A 21,172-nucleotide genomic window follows, 5' to 3' on the forward strand; every position below is an offset into this window, starting at 1 on the left:
GCTCCACCGATACTTTTACCAGCTTTTATATCACGAGCAAATTGCTCTACATCTATTTCTATCTTCATCTTTGTGTCCTTTGGTATTGTTTATTTTACCTGTTTGACACAAAATTTTGAACGATCCCCTTTTTAATTTTCCTAAAGAAAGAAAATCTACTTTTCTTCTTTAGTTTTTCCCTTACATCAGCGCTTAGAGTTTCAAGTTTTTTAGGGTTATAAAGTGTTTCTTTTAATATTTCCACTACTGTTTTTCTCCTAAATAATTTTGAAGTTCTTTTACTGCTTCATCGTTTTTGATGATAAATTTAATTTCAATTCTTCTTGAATTATCTTTGTCTTCAGAACCATCTTTATTATAAATTAATTCAGAAGATGATTTTCCACTTGAACTTACATATTTATTTAATAATTCTTTATTTATCGTATTTGATTCATATAAAAACTGCATAACTTCCAAGGCTCTTTGTTGTGAAAGTTGTAAGTTACCCAAATATGAACCATCACTATTTGTGTGTCCTTCAATAGTAATTCCATAAATATATTTTCTGATTTCTTTATCTTCAAGAAGTGTAGTTATATATTTTTTTAGTACTACATTTAACTCTTTTTTTGAATCCTCTTTTAATTTATATGCACCTTGGTCAAATAAAATATTTGAAGAGAATTTTATAGCTCCACTTTTTTCATCAATATTTATAGATTTCCCAAGTTTTTCTTTTAGTTTTGTAATAACATTTAGTTTTATTCCCGTTAAACTTTTGATTTTAGCTTTTGTAATATCAAACTCTTCAACAGTTTTTTGATGAACTTTTTCTTGTTCTAATAATTTATTTAGTAGAACAGTTAGTTCTTCATCTTTTAAAGAAATAGTGTTTTTAGTATTTTCAAGTTCAGTTGATTTGTCTTTATCTTTTACCTCATAATCAAGTAATACATCTTTTAACTTTTGAAGTTCTTGATTGTTTAGATTAATTGTTTCATTTGATTTTGACAATTGATTAGATAGTTCTGCTTTTTCATTTTCAAGATTTTTTAATAAAGCATTTAATTTATTTAATACTTCATTTTTATTTGTAAGTTCTTCTTGACTTTGATTTAATGCAACTTTTTCTTTTTCTAAATTACTTTGAGTATAAACATATTTTATTACAATAGCACCTAATACTAAAATAAATACAAAAAGTAATCCAGCCATCAAATCTGCATAAGAAATCCAGAAGTTTTCTTCGTTTTTTTGTTCATTATTGTACATTTTTATCTACTTTGATAGTTCTTTAAATTGTGTTAAATCTTCTATAATTTTTACTGTTTGTTCATCTATTGATTCTAAAGAGTTTTGTAATTTATCTGTAAATTTAGCATCATATTCATCTAAACCTTGTTTAAATTTCCACTCAATTTTTTCCATATCATTTTTCATAGTTTCAATACTTTTTACAATATTTGTATAAATTGCTTTTAAATTATCTGAACTTAGATTATCCATATGACTATTTAATTTTCCAATATTATTATTTAAAAGTTGAGCGCTTAGAGTATATGAATCTTTTTGTTGTTCAAAATTTGTAATTGTTGTGCTCATATTTAAAGTCATATCTTTTAACATCATTGATAATTTTTCATTATTATCAATATTTTCACTAATTTTTGTTGATAAAATTAACTCTTTTTTTAGAATTTCATCTAATATTTCAACTCTTTTTTCGATTAAATGATTTATATTTTCCATCATATTACTAGAAGTTAATTTTTCAAATATTTCTGACATTTTAGAGAAATTATCAATATTACTTTTTATATGAATTGATTCAATATCAATTTTTGTCCAAAAAAATGATTTAGTTGATTCTTTAATTAAAAAAGTATCATGTTCAAATCTACTCATTCCAATTTTTTCAAAAAAAGTCCACCAAATAGATAAAAATATTCCATAAATTGAAACATAAAAAGCAGTTCCAACTCCACCTAAAAGATGTGAAATTTCTTGTTCAAGAGCAGTTGTAGTCCCAGATGAAAAATCAGGCATACTAAGTGCAATAGAGATAAAAGTTCCTAAAATCCCAAGTGTTGGGAAAATTCCTGATGCAATTGATGAAAAATTTGTATTTCTTAAATTACTTGTGTAGTCTTTTAAAAAGTCATCAAAACTTCCATTTGCTTTTGTAGAATTTTCAATTGTCAATAAATTATTATCAACATATTCTTTTAAAGAAAAAAACATAGAAGTATATTGAGTTTTAAATTTGCATGAAACATAATAAGCATTGTGAATTACAAAAAATAAATAAATAAAATAAATAAATCCTATTAAAATAACGCTATGAATTTCTACTTTTAGTGGTAATTTTCCTAAATAACATAAAATAATTATTGCAAATAAAGCAGTAGGAATTGTAAGTAGAGTAAATATTCTTGAAATTGGTTTGCAAGTTGTCTGATGTTTAATTGAACTTAAGTCAATTAAATTGTCGTTTGATAACATAAATATTCCTTATAAAACTGGTTTGAATTAATCTGCAAGTTTAGCATATTTATTATTTCATAACACAAAGATTTTATTATTTTATTCAATATTATAAGTTATTTTGCAAGTTATAAGAATTAAAAGGTAAAATAACAAAACGACTCAAATAGGGAATAAGTAAAATTATGATAAAAAAAGTTTTACCTTTATTATTTATGCTTAGCAGTATTTCATCTGTTTATGCAGCAAATGAAAAATATACAATTGCAGTTTGCGCAACTTCAAGCCTTGAAAATGCACTAACTTGTAAATATAAAGTTTTAGCAGAAAATGTAAAATTAGATGTTTTTATAGTAAAAGAAAATGAAAAATATTCAACAAATATTGGGATTTTTGCAGATGAAAATACAGCAAAATATGCTATAAAAAGTGCATCATTATATGTGAAAAAACAAATGCCTTTTGTAAAGAAAATATCAAATGAAGTAATAACTTCAAAGCTAAAAAATGAACAAGTTATTGATTTAAATACTCCTATTGAGGAGCTGGTGATGAATAATGAACCTATAAAAAATAAAACTAAAAAAAGTGAAAAAGTAATAGATTTAATTTCAACTTATCCAAAAGCTGAAGAGCTACAATTAGTACAATCATATCCTTTTGAAGAAGGACAAAAACTTAATGGTGAACCTGTAAAAAAATGGAAAAAACCAGTTGTTTATTCAAAACAAGAGTTAGAATACATTGAAGAATTAAGACAAATAAGTATGGATGAGTTTGATGAAGCAGATGAGCAAAAAGAGTCAAAAAAAGCTTCTGTAAAAGTTGAAAAACCAAAAGAGCCTGAAAAACCTAAAGAAATCAAGAAAGTTGTAGAAGCTCCAAAAGTTGAGAAACTTGTTGATACTATTGAAAAAGTTCAAAGAATAACTACTTATGAAAAAGTAGAAAAAATACAAAAGATTGAGAAACCCGTAAAGCTTGAAAAATTAGTAGAAAAAACTAAAATAAAAAAAGAAGATAATACAAATCCTCTTTCAAATGTGGCAAAATATGAAGAAATTTTAATAGAAGTTGATTCTGTAAAAAACACAATGAGTTTAAAAGCAAAAATAGATAATGAATACAAAGAGATAAAAAACTATATTGTATCAACTGGAAAAGATAATATTGAAAAACCTTTTGGTATTGGAAAAGTTTCTAAAATATCATTAAATCCAATTTGGTATCCAACTGAAAATACTAAACAAAGTTTCAAAAAAAGAGGAATAAATCTTCCAAATGCAGTTCTTCCTGGAGACAAATACAATTATATGGGCGCTGCAAAAATAAATCTTACCCATGAAGTAGACGGAAAAAGTACATATAGAATTCACGGAACTCTAAATGAAAAAACAATTGGAACAAATGAATCAGCAGGATGTATTAGAATGAAAAATGGCGATGTTGTACAATTAGCAACTTTGTTAAATCAGTTTTCAGATTTGAAAAGTTTGGATGATGTAAAAGTTATTTTGAAATAATAATATGAATAAAAAATACCAAATACTAAAAGATATTTTCGGACACGATGCATTTCGTTCTTTCCAAGAAGAAGTTGTTGATTGCATTCTTAATAAACAAGATGTTTTGACAATTTTGCCAACAGGTGGTGGAAAATCACTTTGTTATCAACTTCCAACTTTACTTATGAATGGAACTACTGTTGTAATTTCTCCTTTAATTGCTTTGATGCAAGACCAAATCAAAGCTTTAAATGATTTGAATATTAGTGCTGAAATGATAAGTTCTGCAACTTCAAATGATGAAAATAGTTTCACTCTTCAAAAGCTTTTAAATGGTGAATTGAAATTTATCTATGTGGCTCCTGAGAGATTTACTTCAAATGAGTTTGTCTCAGTTTTACAGCGAATAAATATTAACTATTTTGTTATCGATGAAGCACACTGTGTTTCGGCTTGGGGACATGAGTTTAGGGCTGAATATAGAAACCTTGATAGATTAAAAAGATTTTTTCCAAACACGGCAATTTGTGCATTTACCGCAACGGCTACAAAAAAAGTTGAAGCTGATATTGTTCAGAGTTTAAATCTTCAAAGTCCAAGACATTTTAGGGCAAAAACAGTTAGAGATAATATTGATATAAAAGTTGAACCCAGAATTGCAAATGGTAAAACACAAATTATAAACTTCCTAAAAACTCACAAAGGTTTATGTGGAATCATCTACACTTTTACACGAAAAGAAGCCGAATCAACAGCTGAGTTTTTGAGTGAAAACGGTTATAGTGCAAAAGCTTATCATGCGGGTTTAAGTAATGATAGAAAAAACGAAGTTTTTAATGATTTCGTATATGAAAAGATTGATATTGTTGTGGCAACTATCGCTTTTGGAATGGGAATTGATAAATCAAATATTCGTTTTGTAATTCATACTTCATTGCCTAAAACTCTTGAAAATTATTACCAAGAAATAGGACGAGCTGGTCGTGATGGTGAAATGTCTTATGTTTATATGCTTTATTCAAAATCTGATGAGGTAAAAAGAAAAATACAAATTGAAGAAGCCATAGATAATGCTTACAAACAAACAGGGCTTGATAAATTAGAATTTATGTATAGATATTGTGTGAGTAATAATTGTCGTCATAAGATGATTGCAGGTTATTTTGAAGATGAAATAAATGAGTGCAAAACTTTATGTGACAACTGCACAAAAGGTGAAGTTGAACAGGTTGATATGAGTGTGGATGCTCAAAAACTTTTAAGTGCGATTTACAGAAGTGAACAAAGATTTGGTTTAAATCATATTATTGATATTTTAAGAGGTTCTAAAAATCAAAAACTTTTAGAGTTTGGGCATGAAAAACTGAGTGTTTATAATCTTGGAATTGATAAAAGTAAAAATGAATGGGTTGCGATTGCTGATAAATTGATTGATATTCAAGCTTTATCTTTGGGTGAATTTCGAGTTTTAAAGATTACAAATCTAGGATTAGAAATATTAAAGGGGAAAGAAAAACTTCTTATTGATAGTGATAAATTAGGAATTGCTTCAAAAATTCAAGATGAAGAAATAGAACTAAGTTTTGATGAGTTAATTTTTGAAAGATTTAAAACTTTAAGAAGAGAAATTGCCCTTGAAAGTGAAGTTCCAGCTTATGTGATATTTGGAGATAAAACTTTAAAAGAGTTTGCAAATAAACTTCCTATTACAAAAGAACAAATGTTAGAAATAAATGGTGTTGGTCTTGTAAAATATGAAAAATATGGTGATATTTTTTTAAATTTATGTAAAGAAATAAAAGAAGAGTTTAGTGAGAAATTAGAAAAAAAAGAACCATCTAAAAAATTAACAAAAACATATTTGGAAACTTATGAACTTTTAAATGATGGGAAAAGTCTTGAAGAAATTGCACAAATAAGAGATTTGACACTTACTTCTGTTTTATCTCATATTACAGTTTTAAGTGAGCATAAAAAAATATCAGACGAAAAAAAAGAAGAATTACTAAAACCTCTTGAAATTCCAAATGAAATAAAAACATGGATTGAAAATGGAATAAAGCTAGATAGTTTAAAGCAATTGAGACAACACTTATATTTATACGAGTATTTGTCAAATAAAAGTTGATATAGACAGAATAAAATACAATAGAAAAACGATTCTATTGTATTTTTTTATTTGATTATTTTAAATTTCTCTTTGCATATTCTCTTACTTCATCATTGCTATCTTGAGCTAAAATTTTCAAAACGCTAACAGCTGTTTGAGGGTCTTTTGCAATAGTTGTTCTAACATTTAATGAAGCTTTTGTGCTTAGGTAGTCTTCACTTAAATCTGCGAACTTATCATTTGCATTTGCTATATTAAATAAAGCTACTGTTAATAAACTAATTGTAATTATTTTTTTCATATTTAAATCCTTTTTTGTAATTTGTAAAGAAAGTATATATAAATAGGACAATAATTGTCTTGATTTAAATCAATATAGGATACAAATTATCTTATTTCTAATCGTCACTAAACCATTTCTTATTATAATCTTTTAAAGACTCAGGATAATGCCTATGTTTTGGTATATTATTAACAATTACTGCAATTATTAATAATATAAATGCTCCTGAAGTAACAGGAACTAAAACATAAAAAAAACCTAATTCATGTACTTGAGTACTTCCAATTACAGCAATAAGTGCAGTTGCTCCACCAGGTGGATGAAGTGTCAAAGTTAGTTGCATTACCAATATTGAAGTAGCAACAGCAAACGCTGATGCTAATAAAATATTTGAAGAAAAGAGTTTATATGAAATAACACCAATAATAGCAGATAATATATGTCCACCAAGAAGATTTCTAGGTTGTGCCAATGGAGAGTTAACTGCTCCATAAACTAAAACCGCACTAGCTCCAAAAGAGCCAATAACCAAAGTTAAATCAGTGTCATCTAAAAAATCACTATGAAAATAAGATATGGCTAATATTCCCAAAAAAGAACCTAACCAAGACCAAATAATATTTGCTTTTTCTAAAGGTTCTGAGTTTACTTTTTTGAATTGTTTAAAAAATTTTTTCATTCTATTTCTTTAAATTTAAATAAGTCAAATATTAACAAAAAAATAGAATTTATTTCCTGATTTTAATCAAATTATAGAATATTTAATTGATGAGCTAAATCTGCTGCAATTCTTTCATAGTTTCTTACGGCTAAAAGTCTTTTTTGACCATTTATTCCAACTTGTGTAATTTCATCTTTTGATAATGAGATAATATGTTCTAGTTTGTCTTGAATTGATTTTTTATCAAAATTTGTAAACCAAGCACTTGTATTATCTTCAAAAATTGAAGCATTATTTTCATTGTTACTCATGATACATGGAACTGCACTTGAATAATAATCTAAAACTTTCATAGGTGTTGAACTACTAAATAATGCAATATCAGGAAGTGGAGATAATCCAACATCAGCAAGTGAAATTAAGTTTAATAACTCTTTTCTTGTTTTTGCATCATATATTTCAATATTATTTTTTAAGTTTGGAAAATCAATTAGTAAATTATCTAAAAATTCGGGATCTTTTGTAGAAATCATTAGTTTGAAATTTGAAGTATTTATAAGACTAAAAGCTTCTAAAATTGTTTCAAATTCTCTCAATTTATCTAAAGTTCCTGCATAAAAAAATCTTTTTTCATTTCCTTCATGTTGGATGTTTTCATGTAAAACATCAGGATCAATAGCAGATGGAATTACAAATGTTCTAGTTTTTACATCTTTGAAATAATCATTTTTCATTTGAAAAGAAGTTGGAAGAAAAATATCACATTCGTTTATTAAACTAACTTCATTATATGTTTGAATTTTATTACTTATAATATCAAGAATTGATTTTTTATTATTTGCCAAATCTGTTTCAAGTTTTGCAATTCTTTTTGGAAAAGATAGTCTAAATCCAACTTTGAAGTTATATTTTAGTTTTTGTTTTAATACTTCTTTTAACAAATCAATACTATTTCTAACTACAATAAATTGATATTCATTTAGATTTATTCCATTTTTCTCTAATTCTTGAAGAATATGACTTTTTGATTTTTCTGGAATAATGATTCTTCCATCTTCTTTTATTTCAACAGTCGTTTTTTCTTTAGAGAAAAAAGTTGTATTTATATCAAAATGTTTTGTTAAATACTTTTGAAATAAAGGACCAATAAAACTATGGTCAGCATATTCATCTTGGTCGGTAATATATAAAAACTTATTCATAATAACTTCCTTTAAAATTCTTTCGAACATTTTAACATTTAAGTGTTGCAACAAAAAAGCATTTTAGTTATTTTTGTATAAAAATTAATAAAGTTTACCAAATAAATCAACATGTGTTAAATAAACTCTCAAATCAAACTCAACTTGATGATAAGAGGGCATTACAAAAGTGCAAAGATTATAAAAAGCTTTATCGTGTTCTTTTTCTTTGAAGTGAGAGAGTTCGTGAACAACAATCATTTCCAAAAACTCTTCAGGCATATTTTTAAAAACTGAGGCAACTCTAATCTCATTTTTTGATTTTAGTTTGCCACCTTGAACTCTTGAAATAATACTGTGCATTCCTAAAGCATTGTTGATTACATTTATTTTTCCATCGTACATTACTTTTGAAACTTGATATTTTTTAAAGTATTCGTTTTTAAAATCCATCACATAGGAATACAAAGATTTGTCATTTGTGTATGTGTGTGCTGTTGGATATTTTGTTTTAATATAAGAAGATAATTTTTCTTTTTCAATCAAAACTCTGATTTTATCTTGTAAATCTTTTGGGTAATGGTTTATATATTTCATAAATAATTATAACCTATTGTGCTACAATGCGCCCTTATATAATATCAGGAAATTTTATGCAATTAAAATATATCTTTAATCAAATTGGTAAAAAACTTGGTATTGGACTTATATTAATATTAATAGTATCTATTCATATTTTTATTATTATTGGAAACTCTTTTTTTGTAGAATATTCAATTCTTGAAATGGAAAATGATGCAACGCTCATAAATAAAAGTGGAATGATAAGAGGTGGTATACAAAGAGTCATTAAACTTGAATTAGATAATAAAGACACTACTGAATATATATCAAATATTGATTCTATATTTAATGAGTTTTTTATGGAAGAAAAATACAAATTAGTAAATGATAAAATGATTACCTTTGTTTCAAAATTAGAGTTATTACAAAGAGAATGGAAAGTTTTAAAAGAATTAATTTTTACTTATCACTTAACAAAACAAGGTATTGATAAATCAAGCTTAATTGCACAAAGTGAGTATATTTGGAATCTTTCAGAAGATGCATTGTACACTGTTTCAATACTATCATCAAAAAAAACAGATATGTTAAAAAATACATTTTTTATTTTTTTGATTGATTTTTTCTTAATAGTATTTATAATTTATCTAATAAATAAAAAAATAAGAAATAAACTAGAAATTCTATCAACTACTGATCCTTTAACAAATATAAAAAATAGGAACATGTACAATGAAGCACTATGTTTTGAATTGGAATTAAATAAAAGAGCTAAAAATAATACAGCATTTTTATTTCTAGATATAGATTTTTTTAAAGATATAAATGATACTTATGGACATGATACTGGAGATTTGGTGTTAAAAGAATTGGTATTAATTTTAGAAGAAACTATTAGAAAAACTGATATGCTTTTTAGAATTGGTGGAGAAGAGTTCGTAATTTTTGTAAAAGAAATAAAAAAAGAAAATTTAGAAAAACTAGCAAATAAAATTAGACTTCAAGTTGAAGCCTTTGATTCTAAGATAAGCCATAAATTTACTATTAGTATAGGTGCTACTATGTTTAATCCAGATGATACAAAAGATACTATCTTTAAAAGGGTTGATAAAGCACTTTATCAATCAAAAAATAGTGGTAGAAATAAAGTTACAATAGTTTAGTGTATAAAAGTAATTTGAAGAGAATTAAATCTCTTCTTTAATCTTCTCTAAATCTTTAATTTTTTCTAAATACTGTTCTTTTCTTGATCTTACAAAATTGATTCTATCTTCATTTATTTCTAAATATTGCTCTTTTGAATATTTTACAATTTTGAATAAGTAGTTTCTTTTTGAAGTTAAAAAATCTTCAATTTTTTCAAATCCAAAGTTTGCTTTTAACTTTACAACAATTTCATCTTCTCTTGGATGAGTAATAGAAAATTTAGCTGGTTCTTTTTTATATAACTCTTCAGATTCTAAGATTTGTTGTTCAAAGTGTGCAATAGTAGCTTGTGTTGTTTGAATATATGAATATGACAATGCTCCATTAAAATAAGCAAATTTTTTTCTAATCGCTGAAATATTTTCTAAAATAGCTGTATGGTAAGTTTTTAAAACATTTTCATAAACTTTTGCAGCAAAGTGTCTTGTATTTGAGAATTCTAAATCTGAACTAATTTCCCTTTGTTTTCTAATAAGTTCATAAGGTTCTTGCCATTTGGTAACTTCGTTTTTGATAATATTATAAGCATCTCTAAATGCTTCATCTGTATCAAGTTCGATATTTTTTAGAAGTTTGATAGATCTTTTGAACATTTTATCAACAGTTTGGTCGTCATAAAAAAGCTTTTTATAAATACTATCTGAATCAATCCAGTAAGTTTCATAATCATATTTTTCAATTTTTGAACCTATAAAACTTTTTGTTTCTTCAAATCTGTTATTTGTTCTTTTTTTTATTCCCTTATAAGTTTCATGGGCAATTTTTTCCATAATAGATTCAAGAGAATTGTAAATATTAAATAGTTCTTTTGAATTTTTCTTATAAATATTTTCAAAATGTTCAATAACATTATTCTCACAATTTTTTAAAACTTCAATTAATGCATCATAAATTTTTGTAATAGTTTCATACTCTTTTATTAAAATATCACAAATACCTCTTAAATCTTTTTTAATTGCAAACTCTTTTGCTTCAGCAGCTTGTGGTCTAATCGTGTTTTCAATAAATGATAAAACTTCATTGATATTTGATTCTTTTAAAAGTTTCATATCATTTGACATATCTTTTGAATTAATTTCTTCAACTTTTTTGTGAAATTCTTCAAATGAATCTTTGAAAAATTCCAATGATGAAACACCAATGTTATTATTTAATTCTTTTTTAAACTCTTTTGTAATTGCATCAAAAGAATCCTTAAGTAATACATTTTTTTGTAAAGCTCTTGATTCAAGTGCCATTCTTGCAGAAATAGGAGTAACTTGTGCAAAATATTTCCCAAATTTTTCTTTTACATAATTTGTAGTAGTCTCAACCTGTTCAGGAGTAAGTTTGTCTTTTTGATTTAAAACACATAAAGATTTGTTTTTAAAGTGTTGCATATATTCATCAAGAACTTCTGCTTCTGATAATTTTCCTGCATTATCAATCAAAGTTAGCCAAATAATTCCTCCAACATCTCTTAAAACTTTTCGTGTTGTTTCTGTATCACTTTGAGATTGAGAGTTAAGTCCTGGAGTATCAACAAATGAAATATCTTTTAAAATATCCATTGGAGCATAAAGTGTAAGATATTTTATATCTTTCATTTCATCTTGTCTTTGGTCTGTAAAATCTGCAATTGATTCAATTGGAGCAAATTCTTGAGCGCCTGAATAATAAGTAATTTTTAGTTTATACTCTTCCCCATAATTTATAAAATTTACTTTTGAAGTAACAGGAGTAATTCCTGTTGGTAAAATATTTCTTGAAAGTAGGGCATTTAAAAAAGTTGATTTCCCAGAAGAAAATTGTCCTGTAATTGCAATTTCCATTGGGTATCTTGCTCGTCTTATTTGTTTTTTTAAAATACTTTCAAGCTGATTTGATGGCAGAAATTTTTCATCAAGTAATTTTGTTTGAATTTTTTTAATATCCCCAACTAAACCATCTTCATAAACAACTTCTTGTAAAGAGTAAGTATCTTTATATTCATTAACAAAACTTTTTAGGATATTTAAATTTGCACTCATTAGTATAATCCTTTTATTGTTGTTGAAATATTTTCAAATTTTTTAATATTTTTGTGAATATCAATTGATAATTGAGCTCTATTTTTATCATTTTCTTCAAACGAACTAATTTGATTTTGAAGTAATTCCTCATCATTTTTAAGTTTTTGTTCAAATGATTTTAGTGGAGCATTTAGTGTCATAAAAAATGATTCAATTAAAAGACTACTTACTTTTTTTGCTTTTGCTTTTATATCTTCTTCTATTGAAGTAAATTGATATTTAATAAGTAACTCTATTTCTCTATCTAATTCATTTAATTTAGTATCTTTCGATTTTGATACAGCATCTATTATTTGTGAAATTAAAACTTCATTATTTGAAGTTAAAAATCCAGATTTAAAATCATCTTGAAAAAATCCTCTTGCATCAAAATTTTCATTTTTATGTCCTATTGAGAAACCTAAATCTTGATATTTTTGTTCACATTGTTCCCCAATAGATTGAGATTTCTTGATAAATTTATATCTATAATCTCTAATTACATCAATAATTCCATCTTTTATTGCAGTTTCAACAATTACTCTTATTCTTGTGTTTTCTGGTCTTTTTTTAATTTTTTCAAAAGAATATCGAACATCTCCCACAACTCTTTGTTTTATAACAGTTTGTAAATCTATAAGTTCACTTTGTAAAAAAGTTTCTAATGAGTTTGTGTAATCTCTTGTATCATTTCTGTAATAAGTTATATCTTCACTCATCGCTTGAAAAATTCTTGTATTTACAGATTTTTTCTTATTAAACTCTTGAAGTTCTATTTCTAATTCATCTTTTGATTTTGAAAGAAGTTGTAATTCATAGTTATAAAATGAGATTTGTTTTTCAATAATTTTTTGTAATTGGTTTTTAGCTGATTGAATTACAAGTTCACCTTTTTGTGAGTTTGAACCAAAAAGAGTTTCAGTTAAATATTGCTCTATTTCTAAAATACCTGTTTGTTCAAGTGTAAATCCAGCATCAAGTGCTTCTTGTTCATGACCTGTTCTGTGTAAAAGTGCCATTCTTCCAGAAATTGGAATAAACTTAATAGTTTTTAAAATATAATCAAGTTGAGAATCTTTATTTTGAGCTTTTAATTGTTTTTCAATTGATGATTTTGTATATTTAATTACTTCATCTAATTGTTCTTTTGAAACAGTATCTGCTCTTGTAATTACAATTAAAAGTTTTGAAATATTTTGATATAAAACAGCATCAATTATAAACTCAACATCTTTTAAAGTTGCACTTTGTGATACATTCATAAGATGTAACATCATATCACAAGCACTAATATATTCTTTTGTAATCTCTTCTCTTTGAATAACCGGGTCATCAAGTCCAGGTGTGTCAACTATCTCAATTCCATCAGATAAAAAATCTAATTTAGAACCTAATTCTACATACTTTACTAAGTTACATTTTTTTCCACTAGCAGCAGCTGAGGTATAAGATGATAAATCATTAATATCTATTTCATCAAATCTTGAAGTTGGTCTAATATAATTTTTTAAATCATCTCCAAAGATTTTATTTGTTTCATTTACAAATTCTCTCATAGATTCTAATTGTTCCGCTGATTTTAGAATTCTATCCCATTCTTTGGTATTCCAGTAATATACTTTTGCAGTATCAGTTGGATTATGTTTTACGATAGTTAAGTTTGCAGTTTCTGGAACAACAGCACTTCCTAGGATTTCTCTTCCCATTAAAGCATTTAACATTGTAGATTTACCAGCATTCATAACACCTGTAATTCCAATAGAGAATTTTTGAGTATTTAAATAGTTTTTTGTAGCGTTAATCTCTTTTGAAATTTCTTCATTTATAATATCCTCTTGTAATTGAGATATTAGTTCTTCAACAGTTGTTTTTAACTCTTTAAATGATGATTTTTCAAGTTCAGTATCAACTTTATTACTTGAAGTTATAGTGTATTCATCTACTAAATCCAGCTCTTTATAATCAAATAAAGATATTAATTTATGATAATTTTGACCATTGATTATATTTTCGCTTTTCAAATATTCAAATGATGAATGTAAAACTGAAATATTTTGTTTTGATTTATTCGATAATATAGACTTTACTATCATATGTTGTAAATGATTTAGTTCATTTATATTTGAAGGACTTTTAACTTTTAATTGTTGGCATAAAGTTTTGAATGATGTTAATGGTAAATATTTATCAAAATTTTTTCTTGTTGCACTAATTATTAAAGCATAAATTGTAAATATTTCTTCATTTACTTCTGTTTCAATCGGCTCTAAATCTAAATTTACTTCAAAAGTTATACCGTGATACAGTAAGAAATAGTCATTTGCTAAACTCATTTTGTCACTCCATTATTGCCCTAAAATATAAAAAGTTAAATATCACCAATGATATTTAACTTTTTATATTTTTATTACGAAGGGGAAATCCTTCGTAAAAATTATCTTAGTGCTACTAATTTTCTTCTTAAGTAAGCAATTTTATTTTGTAATGGTAAATGTTTTGGACAATGGTCTTCACACGCCATTAAAGACATACAACCAAAAATTCCATCATCATCACCAATTAATTCATAGAAATCTTCAGCAGTTCTTTTATCATGAGGATCTACTTCAAATCTTGCAACTCTGTTTAGTCCAACAGGTCCCACAAAATTAGGTCTCATTAATGCAGTTCCACAAGAAGCAACACAAATTCCACATTCAATACATCTATCTAATTCAAAAGTTTGTTCAGCAATTTCTGGCTCAATTCTATCTTCTAATTTAGTAATATCAGCTTCGTGGTCATTATGAATCCATGATTCAACTCTTTTAGACATCCCATCCATCCATTTACCTGTATTTACAGATAAATCTTTGATTAGTTCAAATGCAGGCATAGGCATTAATTGTAATTTACCTGTTGGGTAATTTGCAATTAAAGTTCTACATGCAAGTGTAGGTTTACCATTTACAACCATTCCACAACTTCCACAAATTCCTGCTCGACATACAAAGTCAAAAGATAAATCTGCATCCATTTCTTCTCTAATTTTCATTAATGCAATAAAAAGAGTCATACCAGGAGTTTCTTCTAAATGAAAATCCACGAAATGAGGTTTTGAAACCTTAGATCTTGGATTGAACTTTAAAACTGATATTGTTATATCTCTACCTTTTTCAATACTCATTATAAATCTCCTGCTCTTTCATTTTTTTCTCTATAATTCATAGGTAAATCAAATGGCATTAAGGCATGTTGGATTTCATGTCTATCTTTACCTTCTGCTTGCATTTTTTCTGTAATTTCATCAACTTGCGCTTGTCTTTTTTCTGATAAATCATGTTCTATAATCATACCTTTAGCCCCATATCCTCTAAATGCAGGAGGTAATTCCATAGTCATAATATCTAATGCTTCATAAGAAATTGTTGGAAGAGTTTGATTCTCATTTGGCCAAGAAGTTAGCGTTCTATTTAACCAGTTTGCATCATCTCTTTTTAAGAAGTCTTCTCTATAATGAGCTCCTCTTGATTCTGTTCTTAATAATGCACCATTAGCAACACAAAGTGCTATTTTTAACATTCTAGGAACTCTATAAGCTTCTTCAAGTTCTGGATTTCCAGCTCTTTCTTTAGATTTAACAGTGATTTTTTTAGTTTTAAGTAATAACTCTTCAAGTTCCTCAACTGCAGCTTTTAAGTTAACACCATCTCTAAAGATTCCAACTTTTTCATCCATTAAGTTTTGCATTCTATTTTTGATTCTAAAAATATCTTCATTTCCAGTATAATCTAAAATATCATTTAAATATTTATCTTCTTTATCTAAAAATCTTTGAACAGTAGAAGTTGGAATTGTTACATCATTTGATAAACAATAATCAGCAAAATAATTTCCAACAATCATACCTGCAACAACTGTTTCAGAAACACTGTTTCCTCCAAGTCTATTAAATCCATGCATATCCCAACAAGAAGCTTCACCACAAGAGAATAAACCATTTAAGTTTTGAGATTCACCTGTTGGTTTTGTTCTAATTCCACCCATTGAGTAATGTTGCATTGGAAGAACTGGCGCCCAACCTTTTTTACCCTCATCAGCTGGATCTATACCGTTGAAAATCATACAAATTTCTTGTACATCTCTTAGATTTTTTTCAATATGCTCACGACCTAAAATAGAAATATCAAGCCATACATGGTAACCATAAGGTGAAGGAACACCTTTCCCATTTCTAATATGTTCAATCATTCTTCTTGAAACAACATCTCTTGAAGCAAGTTCTTTTTTCTCAGGTTCGTAATCTGGCATAAATCTATGTCCGTCAACATCTCTTAAAATTCCACCATCTCCTCTACAACCCTCAGTTAATAAAATTCCTGATGGTACGATTGGTGTTGGGTGAAACTGTACAGCTTCCATATTTCCTAAAGTTGCAATTCCAGTTTCAAGTGCAATAGCAGCACCAATACCCTCACAAATTACAGCATTTGTAGTTTGTTTAAATACTCTTCCGTATCCACCTGTTGCGATACATGTACCTTTTGCAACATAAGCTTCTAATTCACCTGTAATTAAATCTCTTACGATTGCTCCATAACATCTACCATTTTCATGAATAAGTGAAAGTGCTTCTTTTCTATCTCTAATATCAACATTGTGTCTTAATGCTTCATTTGCAACACCAAATAACATAGTGTGACCAGTTGCATCAGCTGTATAACAAGTTCTCCATTTTTTAGTTCCACCAAAGTCTCTTGATGTAATTAATCCATGTCTATCAGCATCTTCTGTAATTGTTGTTTTTTTAGCATTAATAACAGCTTCTCTTGATCCCTCTTTAACTCTTGACCAAGGAACCCCCCAAGCTGCTAATTCTCTAATAGCTTTTGGTGCAGTGTGTACAAACATTCTTGCAACTTCTTGATCACATCCCCAGTCTGAACCTTTTACAGTATCAGCAAAGTGTAAATCTTCATTATCACCATCAGACATTTTTGAGTTACCTAAAGATGCTTGCATACCACCTTGTGCAGCAGCACTATGTGATCTTTTAACAGGAACTAAAGATAAAACGATTGTATTTAAACCTTTTTTTTGCGCAGCAACAGCAGCTCTTAAACCAGCTAATCCACCACCGATTACTAACGCATCACAGTAATTAATTTTCATTATGCAATTCCCCCAACACTTTTATTTGTAATTTTATATTCTATTACACATGCAGTTGGAGTATATTTTTGACCAACTGTTCCATTTGCTGCATTTTCCATTCCAATTTTCATATAAGCTGCAAGTGATGCAAAACCTAATACTAGGAAGAATACTGTTAATGCCCATTTGATTTTTTTAAGTGTTTTTCTAGTAGCTTTTGGATTTTCACCATCAAACCATCCCCATTTTACACATAATCTATAAAGACCAATTGTTCCATGGAATTCAACAGCTAATAATAAAAGAATATATAAAGGCCACATATATTCAGACCAAACTCTATCTGAACTAGCATTTGGTCCAATTGCATCTGCATGTGTCATAATAATATATAAATGAATAGAACCCATGAAGAACATTGCAAAACCTGTAAAGGCTTGAATAAACCAAAGTTTTGTATCATCGTGATTCATACTTTTAGAGTGAGCTTTCATTACTTGGTATTGTTTAAAATTACTAGGTAATTTTCTCATTCCTAAAGCTGCATGAACAATAAAAATTACAAATACTATAAAAGCAATAATAGAAACAATGATTGGTTGCCCTTCATTGAAAATAAAACTACCTTCAAAGAATTTTGTAATTGTATACATAAAATCTTTGCTGATTAAAATTGACGAGACAAAAAGCATATGTCCCCACATAAATAAAGCTAAGAAACCACCCGTAAAACTTTGCATAAAATCAAGTTTTGCAGGTAATCTACTTTTTTTCCCTTCCTCTGTTTTCCCCAAATAACCTTCTATTAGGTCACTCATTTGCTATCCTTTCTGCGAATTAGATTTTTTTGAATAATAGCGATATAATAGCTTAAATCTACTTCAAATGTCTTTATATTTTTATGAAAAATGATGTTAAAAAAAAGAGGAAATAATCTGAGGAAACCCCTGTCAAGGGGTTTCTATAAAGAAGAATTTTATGAAAAAAATTAATTAATAAGAAACGCAGATGTTACTTATTAACACAGCCTATTTTATAAATAGTGATTGAACTGCAAATTGAGTTAATTTTATTATTTCATCAATATTCATTGCTGGAATAAAAAACACAATAGCAGAACCAATTCCACCTAAAAGTGTAAGAATAGCAACAAATGCAATTGCATAAGTTGAAACTCTTTTGTCATTAAATTCTTCACTAATGCAAGCTTCTTGTGGAGAATAAAAATACATCATTGCAATTAGTTTAAAATAATAATAAACAGAAATAATAGTTGCAATTATTGCAATTACTGTAAGTCCAATGTAACCCGCATTTATAGCTTCAGTAAATACATATAATTTACCGATAAATCCAATTGTTGATGGAATTCCAGCAAGTGAAAATAAGAATATGGTCATCATTGCTGCTAAAAATGGTCTTTGTTTTGCTAAACCTTTAAAATCATCATAAGTTACTTTTACATTTGTTTCTGAAATAATATGTGAAGCTAATCCAAAAGCTCCAAGCGCTGATAATAAATAAGCAATTAAATAAAACATTGTTGCATATGCTGAATCAATATTAATAATTTGCCCATCTTTGTAACTTAAAGCAATAAATGCTAAAAGCACATATCCTGTATGAACAATTGAAGAAGCTGCTAACATTCTTTTTATGATTTGTTGAGTAATTGCTAGCCATGTACCAAATACTAAAGTTAAAACAATAATTATAGTAATAATACCATCCCAGAAATCAATGATTGGAGCAATATAACTTAATATCATTCGTAAAAAGAATGAGAATATAGCAATTTTAAATGTTGATGCCATATAAGCAGTAATAACCATTGGTGCACCTCGATAAACATCAAGAACCCAAGATTGGAATGGAAATGCAGCTATTTTAAATAAGAATGTAAATAAAATTAAAGTTAATCCAATATAAACAAGTATCATTTGATCTGAATTAGCAGTTAAAATAAATGCTGATAAAGTAGCTAAATTTGTGCTTTGAGTTGCTCCATAAATTAGAACTACACCTAAAAGATAAAAAGCACCAATAAACGAACCTAATACTAAATATTTAAAAATAGCTTCAACTCTTTTTGAATCATCACTATTGTATCCCACCATAATATAAATAGAAAAAGAAGCAATTTCAAGTGCAATATAAGCTGTAACTAATTCATTCGCGTGAGCTAAAATCATCATTCCAAATAAAGCAAATAATAAAATAGAAAAAAACTCACCTTTAAAATAACTTCTATGTTGGAAATAATGTTCTCCTATTAATAAAGTTAATAAAGTTCCTGCAATTAATAAAATATTAAAAAAGTTTGAAAAAGTATCAAAAGTTAAAACATTATTTAACAAACTTTCAAATGGTTGCACAGAATAAGAGCTATTAATATTGCTTAAAGAAAAACCTAAAGCAATTAATAAAAAAAATGAAGAAACAACTATGAAGCTTTTTACAGTAAATTTTTCATACATGCTCATAAACATAAGTACTAAAGCACCAGCTAATACAGTTAAAGCTGGTATTAAATAGAAAAATTGACTCATTTTGCTGCTCCTATGTGTAAAATATCATTTAAGTAATAAGTTACCGTTGGTTCAAATTTATTCATAAAAATCTCTGGATAAAATCCCATTAAAAATACTAAAACTACCCAAGGAGCTAATCCTATAATTTCTTTTATTTTTAAATCTCTCATTTTAAGTTCAACAGAACCCTCAGGTCTATTTTGTAAAATTGCTCTTTGAAACATCCATAACATATAAGTAGCTCCAATAATAACAGTTAATGCTGCTATATATCCTAATGTATGGTTAAATTCATATATACCAAAAATTATTAATAATTCTGAAACAAAACCATTAGTTCCAGGAAGTCCAATATTTGCAAATAACATAACTGCAAAAATAAATGTAAAGATTGGAGCTTTTTTTGCAATTCCACCTAAATCTTTAATTGTTTTAAATCCTGTTTGTTCATGCATTAATCCTACAAGTAAAAATAATGCTCCAGTTGCAATTGCGTGAGCAATTATTAAATATAAAGACCCATTTATACCATAAGCATTTAATGAAAAAATACCAGCAGCAATAAAACTTAAATGGGATGCTGATGAATAAGCAAACATTCTTTTAATATCATCTTGCATAAGTGCTGCAATTCCAAAGTATACTAAACCAAATAATCCAATAGCTACAAACCAAGTTGAAAACTCAACATAAATTTCTGGAAAAATTGGAATCATAAATCTAACAATTGCATAAACTCCAAGTTTTGCCATTATTGAAGATAATAAAAATACTGCACCAGTTGGAGCATTTTTATATGTTTCCATAATCCAAGTATGAAGTGGAAAAATTGGGATTTTAATGGCAAAAGCTGCTAAAAATGCTAAAAATAACCAAACTTTTGTATCATAAGGAATTGTAGATATTTGCATTAAACTATCATATGCAAATGACCATTCTCCAAATTGTTTGAAGTGTGCAACACCTAAATATAAAATAGCTATAAACATCAATAACGAACCAGCCATTGTATAAACAGTTACTTTAATTGTAGTAAATACTTTGTCCCCAAATCCGTAAGAACCAATCATTAAGAAAACAGGTAAAAGCATAACTTCCCAAAAGAAGTAAAAAAGAACAATGTCTAAAGAGAATAAAGTTCCAGTAACACCTGATTGTACTAAAAGCATATTTATCCAATAACCTTTAGTTTTACCTTCCCATAATAATAAATATGCTGTAGGAATTAAAATAGCAATCATCATTAAAATAGTAAGAGAAAATCCATCTAATCCAATATAATAACTTATTCCATAAGTTTCAATCCAAGGAACATTTGTAACAAATTGCATTCCAGCACTTGGAACAAATTCAATATAAATTTTTAACACAAGTGCTAGAATAACTGTAGTAGTTAAAAAAGCAATATTTCTAATAGTATTTACATCTCTTGTTGTAAGCATCAAACCAAGTGCTACAACTGCTGGTAAAAATATAATAAATGAAAGTATATCTGAGCTCAT

Annotated in this window: 16 protein-coding genes; 3 read left to right on the forward strand and 13 right to left on the reverse strand. The window is 27.1% G+C overall.

Translation table 11 applies throughout. The annotated features are described in order from the left end of the window. Positions 1 to 243: 243 nt before the first annotated feature. Positions 244 to 1,254: an OmpA family protein gene (locus tag B0174_RS01315; RefSeq protein WP_108557839.1), complete on the reverse strand. Its 1,011-nt coding sequence runs from the start codon at positions 1,252 to 1,254 to the stop codon at positions 244 to 246. A 6-nt stretch (positions 1,255 to 1,260) separates the two neighbouring features. After that, positions 1,261 to 2,484 carry a MotA/TolQ/ExbB proton channel family protein gene (locus B0174_RS01320; protein ID WP_108557840.1) on the reverse strand — a complete coding sequence of 408 codons (1,224 nt, stop codon included), beginning with the start codon at positions 2,482 to 2,484 and terminating at the stop codon, positions 1,261 to 1,263. Positions 2,485 to 2,651: 167 nt separating this feature from the next. On the opposite strand from B0174_RS01320, the gene B0174_RS01325 reads away from it, so the two are divergent. Continuing rightward, complete coding sequence (locus B0174_RS01325; RefSeq protein WP_108557841.1) at positions 2,652 to 3,989, forward strand: L,D-transpeptidase; 1,338 nt, start codon at positions 2,652 to 2,654, stop codon at positions 3,987 to 3,989. A gap of 4 nt (positions 3,990 to 3,993) precedes the next feature. After that, positions 3,994 to 6,099: a DNA helicase RecQ gene (gene recQ / locus B0174_RS01330; RefSeq protein WP_108557842.1), complete on the forward strand. Its 2,106-nt coding sequence runs from the start codon at positions 3,994 to 3,996 to the stop codon at positions 6,097 to 6,099. Between the two features lie 55 nt (positions 6,100 to 6,154). Here recQ and B0174_RS01335 read toward each other — a convergent pair whose 3' ends face one another. The 4 genes from B0174_RS01335 to B0174_RS01350 all read right to left on the reverse strand — a co-directional run bounded on the left by B0174_RS01335 (position 6,155) and on the right by B0174_RS01350 (position 8,803). After that, the gene (locus tag B0174_RS01335) at positions 6,155 to 6,382 is read right to left on the reverse strand and encodes a hypothetical protein (RefSeq protein WP_108557843.1); all 228 of its coding nucleotides are present in this window, start codon (positions 6,380 to 6,382) and stop codon (positions 6,155 to 6,157) included. Positions 6,383 to 6,479: 97 nt separating this feature from the next. Next, on the reverse strand, positions 6,480 to 7,043 hold the full coding sequence (locus B0174_RS01340) for an HPP family protein (protein WP_108557844.1): 564 nt from the start codon (positions 7,041 to 7,043) through the stop codon (positions 6,480 to 6,482). A gap of 71 nt (positions 7,044 to 7,114) precedes the next feature. After that, positions 7,115 to 8,227 carry a glycosyltransferase gene (locus tag B0174_RS01345; RefSeq protein WP_108557845.1) on the reverse strand — a complete coding sequence of 371 codons (1,113 nt, stop codon included), beginning with the start codon at positions 8,225 to 8,227 and terminating at the stop codon, positions 7,115 to 7,117. Positions 8,228 to 8,311: 84 nt separating this feature from the next. Further along, positions 8,312 to 8,803 carry a YgjP-like metallopeptidase domain-containing protein gene (locus B0174_RS01350; RefSeq protein ID WP_108557846.1) on the reverse strand — a complete coding sequence of 164 codons (492 nt, stop codon included), beginning with the start codon at positions 8,801 to 8,803 and terminating at the stop codon, positions 8,312 to 8,314. 56 nt (positions 8,804 to 8,859) lie between these two features. Between B0174_RS01350 and B0174_RS01355 the strand changes: the two genes are divergently transcribed. Further along, the gene (locus B0174_RS01355; protein WP_165790373.1) at positions 8,860 to 9,933 is read left to right on the forward strand and encodes a GGDEF domain-containing protein; all 1,074 of its coding nucleotides are present in this window, start codon (positions 8,860 to 8,862) and stop codon (positions 9,931 to 9,933) included. A gap of 24 nt (positions 9,934 to 9,957) precedes the next feature. Here the strand turns inward: B0174_RS01355 and B0174_RS01360 are convergent, their stop codons facing one another. The 7 genes from B0174_RS01360 to B0174_RS01390 all read right to left on the reverse strand — a co-directional run bounded on the left by B0174_RS01360 (position 9,958) and on the right by B0174_RS01390 (position 21,172). Further along, entirely contained in the window at positions 9,958 to 11,985 is a 2,028-nt protein-coding gene (locus B0174_RS01360; RefSeq protein WP_108557848.1) for a dynamin family protein, read from the reverse strand. Further along, entirely contained in the window at positions 11,985 to 14,339 is a 2,355-nt protein-coding gene (locus B0174_RS01365) for a dynamin family protein (RefSeq protein WP_108557849.1), read from the reverse strand. Before B0174_RS01365 ends, B0174_RS01360 begins: the two co-directional genes overlap by 1 nt. Before the next feature lie 101 nt (positions 14,340 to 14,440). Next, positions 14,441 to 15,172, reverse strand: a complete 732-nt coding sequence (locus B0174_RS01370) for a fumarate reductase iron-sulfur subunit (RefSeq protein WP_108557850.1) — start codon at positions 15,170 to 15,172, stop codon at positions 14,441 to 14,443. Continuing rightward, complete coding sequence (locus B0174_RS01375; protein ID WP_108557851.1) at positions 15,172 to 17,157, reverse strand: fumarate reductase flavoprotein subunit; 1,986 nt, start codon at positions 17,155 to 17,157, stop codon at positions 15,172 to 15,174. Before B0174_RS01375 ends, B0174_RS01370 begins: the two co-directional genes overlap by 1 nt. After that, a complete protein-coding gene (locus B0174_RS01380; RefSeq protein WP_108557852.1) occupies positions 17,157 to 17,957 on the reverse strand; it encodes a fumarate reductase cytochrome b subunit in 801 nt (266 codons plus the stop codon). Before B0174_RS01380 ends, B0174_RS01375 begins: the two co-directional genes overlap by 1 nt. Before the next feature lie 210 nt (positions 17,958 to 18,167). Beyond that, a complete protein-coding gene (locus tag B0174_RS01385) occupies positions 18,168 to 19,688 on the reverse strand; it encodes an NADH-quinone oxidoreductase subunit N (RefSeq protein ID WP_108557853.1) in 1,521 nt (506 codons plus the stop codon). Then, complete coding sequence (locus B0174_RS01390; protein ID WP_108557854.1) at positions 19,685 to 21,172, reverse strand: complex I subunit 4 family protein; 1,488 nt, start codon at positions 21,170 to 21,172, stop codon at positions 19,685 to 19,687. Before B0174_RS01390 ends, B0174_RS01385 begins: the two co-directional genes overlap by 4 nt.

The organism is Arcobacter caeni (assembly GCF_003063245.1).
GTDB lineage: Bacteria > Campylobacterota > Campylobacteria > Campylobacterales > Arcobacteraceae > Aliarcobacter > Aliarcobacter caeni.